At 51.0% G+C, this 17,589-nt stretch carries 11 protein-coding genes and 1 pseudogene; 4 read left to right on the forward strand and 8 right to left on the reverse strand.

Annotation, left to right across the window (positions count from 1 at the left end; translation table 11 throughout):
• Positions 1–447 precede the first annotated feature (447 nt).
• Positions 448–759 (forward strand): annotated as a pseudogene (locus ACTOY7_RS17575) (helix-turn-helix transcriptional regulator); the annotation flags it as partial.
• Positions 760–784: 25 nt separating this feature from the next.
• On the opposite strand, the gene ACTOY7_RS17580 reads toward ACTOY7_RS17575, so the two are convergent.
• From ACTOY7_RS17580 to ACTOY7_RS17595, 4 genes are all read right to left on the reverse strand, one after another.
• A complete protein-coding gene (locus tag ACTOY7_RS17580; RefSeq protein ID WP_482671091.1) occupies positions 785–2,221 on the reverse strand; it encodes an MFS transporter in 1,437 nt (478 codons plus the stop codon).
• Between the two features lie 25 nt (positions 2,222–2,246).
• On the reverse strand, positions 2,247–4,520 hold the full coding sequence (locus ACTOY7_RS17585; protein WP_394682620.1) for a glycoside hydrolase family 3 C-terminal domain-containing protein: 2,274 nt from the start codon (positions 4,518–4,520) through the stop codon (positions 2,247–2,249).
• Positions 4,521–4,781: 261 nt separating this feature from the next.
• On the reverse strand, positions 4,782–8,249 hold the full coding sequence (gene baiCD, locus ACTOY7_RS17590; RefSeq protein WP_482671090.1) for a bile acid Fe-S flavoenzyme BaiCD: 3,468 nt from the start codon (positions 8,247–8,249) through the stop codon (positions 4,782–4,784).
• Positions 8,250–8,354: 105 nt separating this feature from the next.
• On the reverse strand, positions 8,355–11,228 hold the full coding sequence (locus ACTOY7_RS17595; RefSeq protein WP_482671089.1) for a family 78 glycoside hydrolase catalytic domain: 2,874 nt from the start codon (positions 11,226–11,228) through the stop codon (positions 8,355–8,357).
• Positions 11,229–11,445: 217 nt separating this feature from the next.
• Between ACTOY7_RS17595 and ACTOY7_RS17600 the strand changes: the two genes are divergently transcribed.
• The 3 genes from ACTOY7_RS17600 to pepT are packed head-to-tail and all read left to right on the forward strand — an operon-like array spanning position 11,446 to position 14,784.
• Positions 11,446–12,702: an AAA family ATPase gene (locus tag ACTOY7_RS17600; RefSeq protein ID WP_160282859.1), complete on the forward strand. Its 1,257-nt coding sequence runs from the start codon at positions 11,446–11,448 to the stop codon at positions 12,700–12,702.
• Positions 12,696–13,526, forward strand: coding sequence for a hypothetical protein (locus tag ACTOY7_RS17605; RefSeq protein WP_160282858.1), 831 nt, complete (start codon positions 12,696–12,698; stop codon positions 13,524–13,526). The genes ACTOY7_RS17600 and ACTOY7_RS17605 overlap by 7 nt, the downstream gene beginning before the upstream one ends.
• Positions 13,527–13,569: 43 nt before the next feature.
• Entirely contained in the window at positions 13,570–14,784 is a 1,215-nt protein-coding gene (pepT, locus tag ACTOY7_RS17610) for a peptidase T (RefSeq protein WP_482672289.1), read from the forward strand.
• A gap of 149 nt (positions 14,785–14,933) precedes the next feature.
• On the opposite strand, the gene ACTOY7_RS17615 is transcribed toward pepT, so the two are convergent.
• The 4 genes from ACTOY7_RS17615 to ACTOY7_RS17630 form a co-directional block, all read right to left on the reverse strand.
• On the reverse strand, positions 14,934–15,893 hold the full coding sequence (locus tag ACTOY7_RS17615) for a sensor histidine kinase (RefSeq protein WP_300886493.1): 960 nt from the start codon (positions 15,891–15,893) through the stop codon (positions 14,934–14,936).
• A complete protein-coding gene (locus tag ACTOY7_RS17620; protein ID WP_160282856.1) occupies positions 15,881–16,549 on the reverse strand; it encodes a response regulator transcription factor in 669 nt (222 codons plus the stop codon). The genes ACTOY7_RS17615 and ACTOY7_RS17620 overlap by 13 nt, the downstream gene beginning before the upstream one ends.
• A gap of 247 nt (positions 16,550–16,796) precedes the next feature.
• Entirely contained in the window at positions 16,797–17,411 is a 615-nt protein-coding gene (locus tag ACTOY7_RS17625; RefSeq protein ID WP_482672288.1) for a GNAT family acetyltransferase, read from the reverse strand.
• The coding region (locus ACTOY7_RS17630; RefSeq protein ID WP_160282854.1) for a hypothetical protein at positions 17,398–17,589 on the reverse strand (192 nt) is incomplete at its 5' end. The genes ACTOY7_RS17630 and ACTOY7_RS17625, both read right to left, overlap by 14 nt.

Genomic DNA, 17,589 nt, shown 5'->3' on the forward strand with positions numbered 1-17,589 from the left:
CCGGTATCGCTGACCTCCTTCCTCACAAAAATGCTTCTGGTAAACTATATTGTCAATCACAAAAAGCTGGAGCTCTCCGATATTTTAAAACCTGATTCCGGGGAGATTTCCGCACAGCATGTAGAAAAAACATACGAACAGAAGGAGACCTTTACCCACAATAATTCTTATGAGGTAGAATCGCTGATCTTACATTATATAGAGACAGGAAATATAGACGGGTTAAAGAACATGACTTTCACAGACGCGGTCATTCAGGCGGGAGTGGTTGCTCCCACGCAGCTGCGGCAGATCAAAAACACATTCATCGTTATGACCACCCTGGCCACCAGATCCGCGATCAAAAGCGGAGTGGATACGGATACCGCATTTCAGATCTCCGACCTGTATATCCGGACGGCCGAACAGACCAATGATCCGGCCACCCTGAATGCACTGAGTTTTCAGATGCTGCTGGACTTTGCCGGGAAGGTGCAGGAGTGTTTCCTGCCGGGCACCTCCGACGAACTCCTCCTGCGCGCGCTCCGGTTTGTCCAGCAGAATACGAACAGGCCGATCACGGTCAGCGACGTGGCGGAATATGTAGGATTCAGCCGTTCCTATTTTTCCACCTACTTCAAGGAACAGATGGGCTTTTCCCTGAGCGCCTATATTCTCCGGTGCAGGCTGGAAGAAAGCAGGCAGCTGCTGCAGTTTACGGACAAGCCTTTAAGTGTCATCAGCAGCTATCTCTGCTTCTCCAGCCAGAGCCATTTTCAGACAGCCTTTAAAAAGCAGTACAAGATCACGCCCCTGCAGTACCGGAAAAATCCCGCGCCGCACGGCAAGGGGCTGCTGCCTTGCGCTCCGCGATCTTTGCATGGATCTCCGGCATCCGCTTTTCCAGATCGAATTTCAGCGATACGAAGAACATCACCGCAAACAGTATGATCGGAATATAAATGTTGAATGTGAAGATCGCGTATTTTGTTCCTGCCGTCAAAGCCGCCGCATTGGGGTCGTAGCTGGCAATGCCTAAGCACCAGCCTACCAGGGAGGCTCCGACACCGGTCCCCACCTTGCATCCGAAGCTTGCCGCGCTCTGGGAGCGTGCCACCATGCGCTGCCCGAATTGATACTCATTATAGTCAATGGACATCGCCGTCAGTACCCCCAGCAGACACATCATCGGAATATTGGAAAATGTCCCGAAGCATCCCAGGATCGTGTTCATCCAGAAGTGGTACGGATTCAGCAGACGGAGCACATTGGCCGCCATTCCCAGGAAGAAGGATACCCGCAGTGTCTTTGTAACTCCCATCTTCTTGATCATGGGACCTACCAGTATGAATCCCAGCAGTGTGGGGATCATTCCGATCGCTCCCTGGATCCCGATCAGGTTGTCATTTCCATAGATCCATTTCGCATAATAGGTTCCCGCGGAATTGGCCAGGCCGTATGTCACATTGGCGCACAGGCTCAATACCAGCACCATCACCCAGTATTTATTCCGGAACAGCTTTCCTACCGCTTCCCCAAATGGGATCTGCTCCTCCTCGTCCTCCTCCGGCTTCACCTCTGCGGCCGGATTCGTTTCCTTGCTTCTTGCATAGCACAAAAGCAGGCATAGCAGAGCCGCCAGTCCGAACCCAAATCCGTATTTGATCCATGCGCCCTGATCGCCGCCTAAGATATTGGTCAAAGGTATGGTCAGTACCGCGATGATCATTCCGGACACATAGCCTGCCGCCGCGCGGAAGGTTCCCATCGTCCCGCGCTCCTCCTGGCTTGCGGTCCGCACAACCTGGATCGCGCTGTAGGGAACCGCGATCGCCGTATAGATCACTGCGGTCAGAAGGAAATTGGTAAGAAACATATAGATGATCTGAAGCATTGGGCTTACATTTGCCGGAACCGTAAACAGCAGTATGATCAGCAGGGCTGCCGGGACCGCCATCTTTAAAAGCCAGGGCCGGTATTTTTCTTTTCCCGGTTTGGTGTGGTCGATGATATTTCCCATGATCAGATCCGTAAACGCGTCCAGGATCTTGGTGAGCATGAACGCAGTCGCCACCGCGCCTGCCGCCAGCCCCACCTTGTCTGTATAGAAGTAGGTGAGCTGGCCTACCAGGCCGGAGATCGCATTCAGCGAAAACTGCCCCAGCGAGTCCCCGAAATAATCGCCTACACGCATGACCTTCTGGATTCCGAATTTGTCTTTTCCTAACGGTTTCTTTGCCATTTTTTCTCTCTCCTTTTTCTGTTTTTCAGGCGTTCAATGCCGCCACCAGCTGTTCCAGTGATTCCTTCGTCACCCCCGGCACAAAGCTCAATAGCTGTCTCAGCGGCATAGCCTCCATCATCGCCGCCATCATTTCCGCATTGATTGCGTCATCCTTGTCCGCGCTCTTTGCCATCTCCGCCGCACCGGCCCCCATGGCGCCGCCCATAGCCTGCTCCATGATCATTTTCCCCTTCGGATCCGCCAGGATCTCGCCCAGAGTGGAGTTGAGATGGAAGGTCTTGGGGATCGCCTTTTCCGACTCTACATGCACCGCCTCGCGCAGCAGGATCTCATGGGCGGACTTCCCGATCTGGATCTCATAATCCCCGGACTCTGCATACCAATCATGGATCTCTGTATTCCAGTACGAAAATGCCCGGCTGTCCAGTGTAAAGCTGACCGTTTTCGTCTCTCCCGGCTGCAGTTCGATCTTTTCAAACCCGCGGAGCTCTCTGACCGGACGGATCGCTTTGCTGTCTTTCGGGGATACATAGAGCTGCACCACTTCTTTTCCGGCCCGGTCTCCCTTGTTTGTCACATCCACCGTAACCTTCAGCCCCTCGGATTCTTTGATGCTGTCCTTTTCCACATGCAGATTCTGATAGTCAAATGTGGTGTAGGACAGTCCGTATCCAAATGGGAAGAGCACCGGCATCTCCTTGGAGGTATAGTACCGATAGCCTGCGAATACGCCTTCCCGGTATTCGGACCGGTCGTTTTCCCCTCCGTATGTCAGGAAGCAGGGCGTATCCTGCAGACGCAGCGGGAAGGTCTCCGGAAGACGTCCTCCGGGATTCACCTTTCCGTACAGGACATTTGCCGCGGCGCTGCCTACGGCCTGGCCTCCGAGATAGACCTCCAGGACTGCTTTTACCTTCGAAAGCCAGGGCATTTCCACGGGGGCGCCATTGTGCAGGACCACCGCTACATTGGGCTGGACCTCTGCCACAGCCTCAATGAGGCGGTTCTGGCAGTCCGGCATCCGGAGATGTTTCCTGTCATACCCTTCGGATTCAAAGTCATCCGGCAGTCCGGCAAAGATCACCGCGGCTTTTGCATGCTTCGCCGCCTCCACCGCTTCCGAGAGCAAGGCTTCATCCGTGACATCTGCCGCGTCATCATAGCCCTGCGCATAGACCACATCTGCAAAGTTTTCTGCCTGCTCCAGCGCGGATTCCACCCGGAAGCTGTTGATGTGGGAGCTGCCGCCGCCCTGGTATCTGGGAGCCGCCGCATATTTACCGATAAAGGCGGTCTTTGTTTTCGGGGATAACGGCAGGAGTTGTTCCTCATTTTTCAGGAGCACGATGCATTCCTCCGCAATCCTTCTTGCTGTCTCATGATCCTTTTCCAGATCCAGCCGGGCAGAAGGATCTCTGTTTTCCACATAGCGGAACATGATGTTCAAAAGCTCTTCACAGGAGTCATCCAGCAGCTCCTCCGAAAGGGTTCCTTCCCGGACTGCCGCCGCGATCTCCGCGTCGGTGGCTCCGCCGGATGAGGGCATTTCCAGATTGCAGCCTGCCTGCAAAGCCTCGACCCGGTTGTTCATAGCGCCCCAGTCCGTCATCACATAGCCGTCGAAGCCCCATTCCTTCCGTAGGATGTCAGTCAGGATCTCTTTGTTTTCACAGAGATAGGTTCCGTTCAGCTTATTATAGGAATTCATGATGGTCCATGGCCGGGCCTGTTTCACCATGCCCTCAAAGGACGCCAGATAGATTTCCCGCATGGTCCGCTCATCCATCCGGGAATCGCTGGTCATCCGGTGGTATTCCTGGTTGTTTGCCATAAAATGTTTGGGGCTGGTTCCTACGTTTTTGCTCTGAACGCCCTTTACATAAGCAGCGCCCAGCTCAGCAGATAAAAGCGGATCCTCGGAATAATACTCAAAATTCCGTCCGCACAGGGGGGAGCGCTTGATGTTCATGGCCGGCCCCAGGATGGTGCTGATGTCCTCCGCCTGACACTCTTCTCCCAGGGTCTCTCCCAGTGTTTTCGCCAGCTCCCGGTCGAAGCTTGCCGCTACGGCGCAGCCTGCCGGGAAGCAGACTGCCCGGATGCTCTCATTGAGCCCCAGGTGGTCCGCCTCGCCGCTCTGCTTGCGCAGTCCGTGAGGGCCGTCGGAGACGGACACGGCGGGAATCCCCAGACGTTCCACGCCCTTCGTGCTCCAAAAGTCTGCCCCGGAGCAGAGTCCCGCTTTTTCCTCCAGTGTCATTTGTGAAATGAGATGCCTGATTTTTTCCTTGTTCATGAAGTCTCTTCCTTTCTTAGATCGTGCTTGTGCACGGTTGTCTGTCTTGATACCTGTATTCTAAGGAATCCGAGGCAAAAAATATTTTATTTTTGTTCGCAATATTATATTTTTGTTATCACTTTTTAAAATCACTTCGATTTTCTAACTGTACAGCCAGAATTTTTTTCACATAAGAAAAGAGACTGCCGGAAACCATTCATTTTCCGACAGCCTCCTTCTTATGACAGAGAGCTCCATTCCATTCCCTGCCCTGCAGTCTTACAGCCCCAATTTTTCTTTCAATTCCTTCGAAATCTCATATCCGCTGAATTCCATCGGAATCACATAATCATCATTTTCCCCATGAATCGGGAACCATACCTGCGCATAGAATGGATTTTTCTTTGCAATCTCTCCGTATCTCCATTCATGCGCCAGACACTGCGGGCACCAGTGTCCGCCCTGCAGAACCGCATTGACCGACATCATAAATTCATGCCCGTCCGCACATTTCCACCGGATCGGTGTATAGATATCCGGCACGGATTCCGCCAGACACTCCCCGCCCCGGTATTCGGCTGCTTTTTTCAGATCTTCCAGGGTCAGGTTCTCAATCCCCTTCTCTTCATCATATCCGTGATTCAGATACGTCACCTCTTCACTCGGATGATACAGTTCATATTCGTCCCATCCCTTGATCTGCTGCTGTTTTTCCCTGGAACCAAAGAATGCCCTGATCCAGTTTTCTTCGTTATTTTCAAACATCCAGTAGGTGCCCATGCGCTTGTGGCCGATCTCTATATTATGTGCCTTCATCTGTTCTGCCGTCGGGAACATGGCCGCGATCATCGGGTTAGACGCCATCCTGCGCATCTCGTCTCTCACACCGCCCCAGTACTGCTCCGCCGGGATGCAGCGGAAATGAAGGATCTCATCAAGCTGATCCGCATCAGAAAAATAATGACCGTGGAAATTGTACTGCGCCATCATATTGGAATCAAACAGATCCTTTAGTGTAATACCGAACGCACTCAGATTGATGTCCATCAGCTCCCAGGTTGCAGTACGGTATCCGGCGCCGCTGCTTAAGTTGTAGCCTTTTCTCCAGAAGGACTCCGGAACCCAGTCTTCACAGAGATTTGCCATACAGATCCCGGACTCGATGGACGTGCTCCATTCCAGTACGTTGTTGGGCGGCTGATGGAAGATGATCGGCTCCTCCCCCGCGCCCTCTGCGCTGGGATGCTGCCCGGTCTGCCGGATGGATACCCAGTGTTTCAGTCCGGATTCAAATACTGCCATTTCGGAATAGACCTTCGACAGCGCATAATAATCAAAGATGGACGGATTGATGGGATCTCCCACTCTTCCCCAGTGGATCGGGTCCGTACGTCCTCCGGTCATTGCCACTGTCCCCACATATGCAAAATGCACCTTATCCGGATCCGGCTGTTCTTTGATCGCCTTGATGATATTCAGCGTAGAGCCGATATTCGTATACAGCGTTTTCTCCGGATACTGGTCGGCCGCCGGGGATACCATGGCCCCGATATGCAGTACATAATCCGCTCCGTCTACGCCTCGTTTCACCGTATCATAATCCGCCATATCTCCCCAAAGGACTTCCAGAGACGGGCAGGCATATTTCTTCATCAGCGCTTTGTTCTTCTCGGACGGCCTGGCAAGTGCCCGCACCTGAAAACGATTGCTCCTGGAAAGAAGCTGCTTCATCGTTTCCTGTCCCATGATCCCGGTCGCACCGGTTACAAGAACCACTTTTTTCGGTTTTGTCACATCCGCATGCACCTGCGGATCGTCAAAGGTCAGGGCAGCATCCATTGCCTCTCTGGTGGCATTTAACGCACGCCGCGCCATTCCGGCATCCCCGATCACCATGTAGCCTGCGCCGACGGAACGTGCGCCGCTTTCCAGGTCACTTCCATCCCTGGATCTGGAACCGATTGCCAGAACCGCATGGTCGCAGGGATACTCTACCTTTTCCCCGTCTTTCTGTCCGATAACTTTTCCGTCCTCGATCGCGGTCACTGTCACCTCGGTCACCGGAACGATTCCGGCCGCATATACGCTTTCCAGCACACAGCTCTTCCTTGCGGAGCCCATATCAATACAAATTTCTTTGAGCATTTCCAATGTGGTCACCTTACAACCTTTTTCGGCCAGGTACTCGGACACTTCCATGCCCACCAGTCCTCCGCCGATCACAACCACATTGCCTTCCGGTGTAATCTTTCCATTCAATACATCATGGGAATTGGATACAAATGCTTTGTCTGCTCCCGGGATACGCGGGATCAGCGGCACTGCTCCGATCGCATTGAATACCGTATGGGGCCTGATATCTTCAATCAGTTCTTTTGTGACCGTGGTATTCAGGCGGATATCCACGCCCAGCCTCCGGGCCTTTTCGCCCATAGCCTCCACTGCCTGCTTCATCTCCGCTTTCCGCGGCGCCATACCTGCGGTCAAAAACTGACCGCCAAGCCGATCGGAAGACTCGCAGAGGATCGGCTGATGCCCGCGCTGCTTCAATATGACAGCAGCTTCCAGCCCGGCGATTCCTCCGCCCGCGATCAGCACGGTCTCCGGTTGATCTGTTTTTACAATGGCACATTCCTTTTCCCGTCCCACCGCCGGATTCCTCAGGCAGGTGATATGCGGACAGTCTGTGTCTGCAAATCCGTCCAGGCATCCCTGGTCGCAGCCCACACAGTAATCGATGTCTTCTGTTTTTCCTTCCCGCACCTTATTCACAAATTCCGGATCCGTAAGCTGTGCACGCCCCATGACCACCAGATCCACCTGGCCCTCTTCCAGAACACGCTCTGCAATCCCCGGCTCATTCAGACGTCCGACACCAATTGTCAACATTCCGGTCTCTTTCCGGATGCGCGCCGCATTTTCGATATTAAAGCCCCTCGGAAGGTCGATCGGCGGCACTTCGTACTTATTGCCTGCGGAGATCACATTTCCCCTTGAAACATCCAGCACATCTACTCCGGCTTCCTTTGCCATCTTACAGAACTCGATCACTTCCTCGATAGTCAGTCCGCCTTCCAGATAATCGTCCTGCGCGTCCACACGCATAAAGATCGGCATTTCCTCGGGAAGCTTTGCGCGCATCGCACGGATCGCCTCCAGCGGAAAACGCGCCCGGTTTTCCAGGCTGCCGCCATATTCGTCGGTGCGGTGGTTGATTCCGCCTGACAGGAAGGAATGGGGCAGATAATTGTGGGCGCAGTGAAATTCGATACAGTCGAACCCAGCTTCCGCCGCCCTGCGCGCCGCCTCTCCATAGCAGTGAACAATTTCCTGAATCTGCTCCCTGCTGATTCCCGGCAGAGTCATCCCGGGTCCTACGGGCATATCGCTTGCTACCAGAATCTGTGCCGTCTGGTCCATCCCCACACAGATACTGCCCTGCCAGAGCTGGATTCCGGCCTTTCCTCCGGCTTCATGAATGGCATCCGCCAGACGCTTCAGCCCAGGGATATATTCATCCTCTGAAATCGACAAAAATCCTCTCGGCGCGCTGGGAGTATGTACGCTGGATACCTCTACGATATTCAACGTACTGCCGCCTTTTACCCTTGCCACATGATAATCGATCAGCTGGTCTGTTACAAAACTCGTCTTTCCGGAAAATTTTGTTCCCATTGCCGGAAGCACAATACGGCTTTTCAGCTCCATACCGCGGATCTTGATCGGCGCAAACAGCTTTTCATACATTGAATGTTCCTCCTTTTCATTTGCCTGATTTGCTTGTTTTAGCATATTTTATAAAAGGATAAATAATACGTATTTTATATTTGTTCGTTTATTTATATTTTTGTTCTATCTTTCCTGTTTTCTGATCACATCCGTAGAAATAAATTCAAAGCTCCCGCTCTCCAGCTTTTTCTCCGTTTTGTCCGGCATCACAAGAACTGCTTCCGTATTCGCCGGAACGGTCCCGCTGACCAGAATCCCGTCCTTTGTCTTTTCCCATCTCAGACGGATCTCCCCGCAGACACTGTGAAAGCTTCCTTCCGCCCATTCCAGCCCGAAGTCACAGCCCGGCTCCAGACGGATCCTGTCATATCCGATGCCCGCGTTTGCGATTCCCAGCACCCTCCGGTACAGGAAATCTCCCACACAGCCGAATGCGTAATGGTTAAAGGAACAGCCGTCCACCTGTCCGTCCGGACGGACTGCGTCCCAGTTTTCCCACATGGTGGTCGCCCCGTGCTCCACCTCGTAGATCCACCCCGGACAGCCATTCTGGTTGAGCACCTTCCAGGCCAGGTCCCGGTAGCCATAGTCGCAGAGTACATCCAGTATATGCGCCACCGACATGAACCCGGTATCCGGACGGTTCTCATTTTGTCTGATCAGCTCTGCCAGACGTTCCGCCAGTTTTGTCTCCAATGCTTCCGGCACCATATGGTGCTTCAATGCCAGAATATAATTTCCCTGCATTTCCTGCGTCAGTGTTCCGTTTTCATCACACAGTTCTTCGTAAAATGCTTCCCGCACTCTTGCGGCATACCGCCGGTAAGCTTCCGCTTTTTCTGATCTTCCCAGAAGCTCGGATACCTCGGAGAGCATGTCTGCGTCGGCCGCGAGCAGCGCCGTGTCTACCGTCTGCATGGTCAGAAAGGAGGAAGCCGGACCGTCGGAAAAGCCTGCCTCGTTTTTCACGCTGGGCACAAGCCAGTCTCCAAAATGAAAGCCTGTGTTGATCAGGTAATGCTGGTTTTCCAGACTCCGGCCCGTAAGCCCGGCCGCGGTCTCCGGAAGCTCTTCTGCCACCTTCTGCATGGCCTGGACCCATCGCTCCATTGCCCCGTAATTTTCCTCCAGCACCTTCCGGTTTCCGTAAGCCCGATAGAGCTGCAACGGCAGCGTCAGGATCACATCGCCCCAGCCAAGAGAGCCTGCCATGGTCTGCTGCACATAGTTTTTGATCAGGGGAACCGTGTTCATCACATGCCCCTGGGGATTCTGCTCGATCCGGATGCTTTCCAGCCAGTCCTCGAAAAACGCCGTCATTTCCTGATTATAAAGGGCCGTCGCGCCGTATACCACCACGTCTCCTGTCCATCCTGCTTTTTCCCTGGTGGGACAGTCCGTGGGCGTCCCGATGGTGTTGGAGCGCTGGCTCCAGCAGATGTTGCTCTGAAGCCGGTTTAATTTTTCATCCGAACAGCGAAAGCTTCCGGTGACCGGATTGGCGCTGCTGAGTGCCTTTGCCGTGAACTGCTCCGGCTTCCAGTCCCCTCCTCCGGTGACCCGGACATAGCGGAATCCGTGATAGGTAAATTCCGGTTCAAAGACCTCTTTCGGCCTGCCCGCACTGATATACACGTCCCGCTGGGCACGGGCGGTTCCCGTAAATGCATAGGTAAAATTGCCGTTCTGATCCAAAACCTCCCCGTGGTCAAAGGCGATCTCTTCGCCTGCCTCCGCACAGACCTCCACCCGGATCGTGCCTGCCATGTTCTGCCCGAAATCCACCACCGTCTCACCATTGGGCGTGACGAAGATCTGCTTTGCCGGAAGTTCTGCATACACTTCGATCTGCGGCGCGTTCTGGGCGGTCAGAACTGCAATCTCTTTCTCATCCCGCGCTTCTTTCTGCGCTGTTTCTTTCTGTACCGATTCTTTTTGCGCCGATTCTTCTTGTGCTGATTCCTCCTGTGCTGTTTCTTTTGATATCGTGTTTGACTGTTTTTCCTTGAGGATCACCGGCTTCCAGTTCTCCGCCCGGAAAGAAACCGCCGACGGATCCCCGTCATCTCTCCGCGCGTCCACGCATTCTCCAAGAAACAGATCTGCATACCGGATGGGTCCGTCATAGGAAAAGGCAAATGCCGCATCCGAGCAGAGCTGCCCTCTCGTACCGTCCGGATTCCAGAGCTCCAGCTGCATCAGGAGTCCTGGGATTTCCCCGTATTCACAGCCTTTTCCCAGAGCGATCTTTCCCTTATACCAGCCGTCCGCCACGGTAATTGCCAATGCATTTTTTCCCGCCTGCAGATATTTTGTCACCTCATACGCCTGATATCTCAGACGTTTGTCATAGGTGGTAAAGCCCGGCGCCAGAAGGGTTCCCGGCACCTTCCTCCCGTTGATGGAAAGGCTGTAGATCCCATGCGCCGTAACGAAGATTTTGGCGTATTCCGGCTTTTGTTCCAGTTCAAATACTCTGCGGAACCGTACCGGCGGGTCGTAGGGTTCCGTGGGCAGCGTTTCCCAGATCTGGTCGTCTGTATAGTATAACGGCTGCTCCCCTTTCATCATCGCCGTCAGGCTTTCCGTCCACATTTCCTGCGCTTTGATGAGCGGATTTTCCGGAAGCTGGGGCAAAGGCTCCGGCTCGATCCACGTTGCCTTCCAGCCCTCTTTGTTCAGGTATGCGGTCTCAAAAATCTGTTCTTCACCTGTGCAGGAATTGCCTCGGTCATCCCATACCTGAATCCTGTAAACGTAGCGTGCGGCAGGCTTTAAGTCCTCCCCCGTATATTCCATATCCAGCGTATTGCCGGTCTCCGTGCGTCCGCTGTCCCATACCTCACGGCCGTTTTTTTCGGATACCGTGATCCGGCATGCCGTCTGAAACACGCCCGGCTCATCGGAGCAGAGCTCCCAGGAAAAGCGGGGATTCGGAGTTTCAATCGCCAGCGGATGGGTCTGATGTTCGCAGGTTATATGCGTAATGTTCAGCATGTTGGTTCTCCTCTCGTTCTGAAATGTTGTCATTTTTCTATATTTTATAGAGAGAGGAGCGAAATGTATTATATATTTGTTTGTTTTATTATATTTTTGCAATCTATCAAAGCTCTAATCTCGTTTCGTTTTTGACAGATCCTTAGGTTGATTTTTAAATTCTAATTGCGTATACTATAAGTCAAGGGTGAGCGCAAAATTCAATCAGGAGGATGTCATGATCAAATCATTTAGCTGTACAAATTTCAGAAATGTGAATGTATCGGATTTAAAATTCAGCAGGATCAATATATTGATCGGTCCGAACAATTCAGGAAAAACAAATTTTATCAAAGCCTTATCTTTTTGCGCGGATATGATGAATTGCTCAGGCAGCCTGATCGGTGACTCCGCTTTTCAGACTATGATCAGTAAGCTCGGAATGGGAGATCTATTCAATAAATACTCTGATGATCCGACCAAATCTATCTGCATGAAATGGAATATTGATCTGACGGGATCGAAAAAAGTCAGTTATACATTCGATTTTCATACCGGCAATGAAATGAAGGATTTTTTTATTACAAGAGAGAAGCTGGATGACCGCTATCGGAATAAAAGAGAAAAGCACCCCTTTAATTATTTTACATGCCATGAAAAACAAGGTGAGGGATACATTTCACAGGCCGTAAATCCTGGAGAAGCAAACAGGAGGATTTCATTCCGTATTCCGTACAATGACACTGTTTTGAGACAATTCGACAAGATTCGTCTGGAAAACAAAGAAATTTATGAGGCATCTGACAGGCAGGTCGGCCTGATCCAGAAATTACAGGAATATTTTGGAAAATATTACTTTTATTCCAGTTCTCAATTCGATTTAGTAAAAATCAGAGAACCGCAGGGCATACAGATGGACGGGAGAATATTAGCAAAGGATGGCTCAAATTTTGTAAATGTAGTAAATTACTATAAAAATAAGGATATCAGCCATATTTTTACTTATCTGGAAAAGCTGAAAGAATTAATGCCCTCTTTAGAACTGGCCGATGTAATGGCAGAATTTAATAAACTGGTTTTTAAAATCCGTTATGACGGCCGGCAGTTCAGTCTGGAGGATCTCTCAGATGGAACGATCAAGGCATTTTTGCTGACTATGCTGATTCAGATTCCCATCAATGACGGACTTGCCATGCTTGCCATTGATGAGCCGGAGATGAATATTCATCCCGCCTGGCAGCAGATCATAGGCCGGTGGATCCAGCAGTCAGACAATTTTAAACAATGCTTTATCAGTACTCATTCGCCTGATTTTTTGGATACGTTTACCGAAGGATTTAAAAGAGGGGACGTCAATGTTTTCGTTTTCGATCCGAGGGAGGAAATTATCGTAAGGAAGCTGGATCATGCACAGATGGCTCAGGAACTGGAGGATTGGGAATTGGGGGATCTGTATCGTGTAAATGATCCGTCGATAGGAGGATGGCCGTGGTGAAGCCTCAAATTGCCTGCTATATCACAGGCGGCTGGACAGAGTGCGGATATATGACACACTTTTTAGAAAAGATAAACAACACTTTTGATTATCGGCAGCGCTTTCCGCAGAAAAATATTGGAAAAAAGGGAAAGGCACGTACTCATTTTAAGGTTGACGGAAAAACAGGCGCCGATTTGATCAAATGGATTTATGACGATATACGTAATCATAAAGAGGCATTCCAAAAATATCATGGAATTCTGATCGAAGATGACATGGACGACCAGTTTTTCCTGCCTTCAAAGACAGGGCGGGATTATGCGGAGATTGAAGCTCGAAAGCAGAAAATAACAGCGAACATAAGGGAGCTTCTGCAAAATCAGGAAATGCCGGTATTTTTTCTTTATGCGTTACCGGAGATCGAATCCTGGTTTCTTGCCGACTGGGATCATACTTTTGCTGTTGAACATAAAAGTGTATTGCATGAAATGAATTTATATTTTGCCATGACATTTCGAAAATACATTATAAAGCAGGTTCTTACAGAGAAGTATCCGGTTACAGAGTTAGAGGATTTTGGATACATACATTCTAGCTATTTAAAATTGAGTGATCTGTTAAAGGATGCATACCAGGAGTATTCCTGTGCAGATGAAGCTTATAAAAATAATCGGATCTATAATGGAAAAATCAATGAACTGATTAAGAATAACCGGCTTGGATATTCGAAAAAAGTAGAAGGAATCAATATGCTGCAAAGGTTAAATCCCGAAAATGTAGCTGCCATCTGCACTCATTATTTCTCCAAAAACTATATGGCTCTAAAAACCTTTCAGGTTTAGGCATATATATATATATCACTTTATCATTTTTCAGGAGGTTACTATGAAGGTTGAAGAAAGATTTCTAAAATACGTCTCTTATTGGACTACGTCCTGCGACGGCCAGGAACAGATCCCCAGCACGGACCGGCAGTTTGAGCTTGGACACGCCCTGGCGGACGAGTTGAGAGAATTGGGGCTCTCCCGGGTAAAATGCGATGAGCACTGCTATGTATACGGCCTGCTCCCGGCCACAGAGGGCTATGAAGACAAGAAGTCCATCGGTTTTATCGCACATATGGATACCGCGCCGGATTTTTCCGGAAAGGATGTACATCCCACGCTCATCCCGGATTATGACGGGAAGGATGTGACACTGCAGGCTACCGGAGCTGTGCTGAAGGTTTCGGATTTTCCGAGACTGGCTTCCCGGAAAGGGCAGACTTTGATCGTAACGGACGGCTCCACCCTGCTGGGCGCGGATGACAAGGCCGGAGCTGCGGAGATCATAACCGCAGTGGAGCAGATTGTCCGGGAACAGATTCCCCACGGCGACATCTGGGTGGGGATCACGCCGGACGAGGAAGTGGGACGGGGCTTCGAAGCCTTTGACCTGGAACACTTCCAGGCGGATTACGCATATACCGTGGACGGGGATTATGAGGGCGAGATCTCCTATGAGAACTTTAACGCCGCGGCTGCCCTGTTCCAGATCCGTGGTGTCAACGTCCATCCCGGAAGCGCCAAGGATATCATGGTCAATGCGGGCTCCATTGCCTGTGAGCTGCACCGCATGCTTCCTCCCGAAGAAGTTCCGGAGCATACGGAGGACCGACAGGGCTTCTACCACCTGACCGACATGGAGGGAAATGTAGCTCACGCAAAGCTGCAGTATATCGTCCGGGATCACGATCAGCAGATTTTTGAAAAGCGGCTTGCTTTTCTGCGTGAACTGGAAGCCTCATTCAATGAAAAATATGGGAAAGGCACGGTAGCTCTCTCCATAACCCACAACTATCGGAATATGCTGGAAGTGGTGAAGGAGCATTTTTATATCGTAGAAAAAGCAAGGGCAGCCATGAAGGCCGTGGGGGTCACGCCGGTATCTCCTGCCATCCGGGGAGGCACTGACGGCGCAGAGCTTTCCTTCCGGGGACTTCCCTGCCCCAACCTTGGCACCGGAGGGGAGGGATTCCACGGGCCCTTTGAGCATATCACCGTGGAGGCCATGGAGCATGTTGTACAGATTCTGATCGAAATCACAAAAAATCCGGTTTAACAGCCGGATTTTTTGTATTCTCACGCACTTATTAATGAGCAAAAAGAGGCTGCGTTAGCAGACGTAAGAGTGCGTCAGCACGATTTTTTCGAATGGTTAAGTGGGTTGGAAATATTTCCACCCGCATTGTGCTTTTCCGGTTATCCGGGTCAGGAATTCAGCAGATAAATCCGAAATTCCGCGCCCTCTCCCACCTCTGACTTGACTTCGATATACCCCTTCTGCAGTTCAATGATCTTCCGGGCAAGGTACAGGCCGATCCCGATGCCTTCCTGCTCGTGGACCTCCGGTTCCCGGTAGAATCTGGTAAAGATCTCCGCCTGACGTTCCGGCGCGATCCCCTTTCCGGTATCCCGGATGCAGATCTGAGTGAACATTTCCTGTGCCTTCACTTCGATATGAATCGAGCCTCCGGCATCGGTATATTTCACTCCGTTGTCCAGAAGATTGAAGATCGCTTCCTCCGTCCATTTCCCGTCATGCCGGATTTGGACCTCCCGGTCACAATCCACATACAGCCGGATCTGCTTCTCCTCCGCCTTGGGAACAATAGCCGCTACTGCCCGCCCGATGGTCGCCCGCAGGTCGGATTCCTGATCCCGGATCGTGATCACGCCTGTTTCCAGCCGGGAGATCTTGACCATGCCCTGGATCAGGAAATCCAGCTTTTCAATCTGCCCTTCCATGCTGTTCAAAAATTCCTCCGCCCGCTCCGACATGGGCTCATCCTGGAGGATCTCCATACACAATTTCAGATTGGCCACCGGTGTTTTGGTCTGGTGGGAAATGTCGGAGATCAGTTCCTTCATTTTATTTTTTTCAGACAGGCTTTCCTCCTCTTTCCTCTGCCAGATATGGTCCGCCCGCCGCAGCTTTTCGTAGATCTTCCCCCACAGCGTGTCCTCATCCTCGCAATCCCCGCAGGCCACATCCCCGCAAACCTCATCCTCACAGTCCTCCCCAGGCTCCTTTCCGGAAATGATCCCGTCCAGGCTCTTTTCCAACTGATCTGCGAATCGGTAGACATCCTGTTTCAGAAGATACAGCTTCCGCCCCAAAAACGCCGCCAGAAGCAGCGCGCATACCGTCAATACGATCAACCCAGCCATTGATACCCCATCCCATATACATTTGAAATATACCTGTGCTCCTCGTCCTCGATCTTCCTCCGAAGCCGGTTCACGTTCACGGCCAGGGTGTGCTTGTCCACAAACTGCCCGTTCACATCCCACAACCGTTCCAGCAGGACCTCATAGGTCAGAAGCTTCCCCCGGTTCGTCACAAACTGCCTCAGCAGCCGGAACTCCGTAGGCGTAAGCACACACTCCTGCCCTCCTGCCCGGGTTTTGGCCGCCTCAAAGTCCACCTTCAAAAATCCGTCGTCAAAGCACTGATGCCCGTCCAATCCTTTTCGTTTCAGGATCACATCAATCTTTTTCAGCAAGATTTTCATGGAAAAGGGCTTCGTCACATAATCCTCCGCCCCCAGCTCATACCCATTCAGCGCATCCTCCTCCAGATCCCGCGCCGTCAGGAACAAGACCGGGACCGCCGCCTGCTCTTTGACCCATTTGCAAAATACAAACCCTTCCCCGTCCGGCAGGTTCACATCCAAAAGGATCAGTTCCACCCCGCCCTGCAGCCAGACCGCCTTCGCTTCCTCTATACAATAGGAAGAAACCACGCCATACCCTTCCTTCTCCAACGCATAACATACAGCACGGTTCAGCTTCCTGTCATCCTCCACTACCATGATTTTCCGCAAAATGTATCCTCTCCCCTATACGCCCAAAATTCCTTGATTTTAAGCCATTCTTCCATATTTTTGCCTGCGAGTACCCAAATTCCTATGGCATCAATTGGAAATAGCCGCCTGTGCCGCTGTTATACTTTGATGACTTTTACCCCTCTTTACCCCATTTACCCCACCCAATTCGACTTTCGACAAACGGAATTCGACAAATTGCTCTTTTTTCGCTAAAACCCATGCTTTTTAGCACGGCGCAATCGCATCAGAGCAGTCTTAAAAGCTGTACCAACTCATGCGACTCGTCCGTATCTGATGCAGTCTGCCTGGTATCAAACTGCGAAAAACGGTTATCGCGGTAAAATGATAACAGCTTTTCCTCATTTTCAGCTTCTAAAAATGTCACTATGCCGCCAAGCATATATTGTGCATCCTCTATCACAGTCCATGCCAGTTCGACAAGCTCTTTTCCAGTAATCTTATTATTTGCGCCATTCGTATAATTCTTCCCAAGCTGGGCAATCAGATAGGCTGACATGGTATATGTATCTGATTTCTCGTCCAGTTCGCTGATACGCAGCAGTTTCCTTTTCGTGGTCTTGCTTACCGTTTCCCCCCTGACTGACAAAGGCTTTAATGCAAGGGTAAAATATCCAAGAAGTTCCTTGCTCTCCACGGAAAACACAAGGTATGTAACTGACTGGCTCTTCTTGGTAAATTCCACCGCGTTCTTCTTTAAAAAATTCGCCACATCCTGATTCTTCGGACAGGAAAAACCGGAAAGCACTCTGGCAAGCATTGGCTCTCCGGCTTTATCATCATTTCCTAATGCCAGATAATCACGAATGTTGATATAAAAAAACTTATCATTGATCTGCATTCGCTTTCTCCCATTCTTTCATGAATTTTCTCAGTTCCTCTTCCCCTTTGATCTGCCTTGCAGCCACAGGAGTACGCACAGGACGGTTCTTGGCAGATTCTTCAATCGCATTGATGAACATCTCCACCTGTTCCTTGCCGGAAATGACAAAATTCTTTGTGATACTTGAAGTTGCCAT

The organism is Schaedlerella sp. (assembly GCF_056796775.1).